Here is a 415-nt window from a genome sequence, read left to right as displayed (position 1 = left end):
GGACTGGCCGTGCAGAACGCACCGGCCGGCGACTTCGAACTGCCCGGCCTCACGGCCACCGGGATGGCCGTGACCACCGGGACCTCCCGGCTCGACCTGACCTTCGGTCTGCTGGAGCGGCACGAGTCCGACGGCACTCCGGCCGGTCTGAGCGGTGCGGTCGAGTACAGCACCGACCTGTTCGACCGCTCGACGGTGGAGACCCTCGTCGCCCGGTGGACCAGGCTGCTGGCCGCGGTCGCGGCCGCTCCGGACCGGCCGATCGGCGGGCTCGACCTGCTGTCCGCCGAGGAGCGCCGCGAGCTGCTGCCCACCGCCGAGAACGGGGCCGCCACCCCGAGTCTGCCAGAGCTGTTCGCGGTGCAGGTGGCGGCGACGCCGGACGCGGTCGCGCTCGTCCACGGCGACGTCGAGC

1 protein-coding gene is annotated in these 415 nt (G+C 74.5%); it reads left to right on the top strand.

All coding sequences use genetic code 11. The features are described 5' to 3' along the window. Positions 1-415, top strand: a 415-nt coding sequence (locus JK361_RS40750; RefSeq protein WP_201828288.1) for a condensation domain-containing protein, incomplete at both ends; no start/stop codon positions are given.

It is taken from the genome of Streptomyces musisoli (assembly GCF_016741855.1).
In the GTDB taxonomy this organism is placed as follows: domain Bacteria; phylum Actinomycetota; class Actinomycetes; order Streptomycetales; family Streptomycetaceae; genus Streptomyces; species Streptomyces musisoli.
This window is presented reverse-complemented; position numbering and strand designations above follow the sequence as displayed.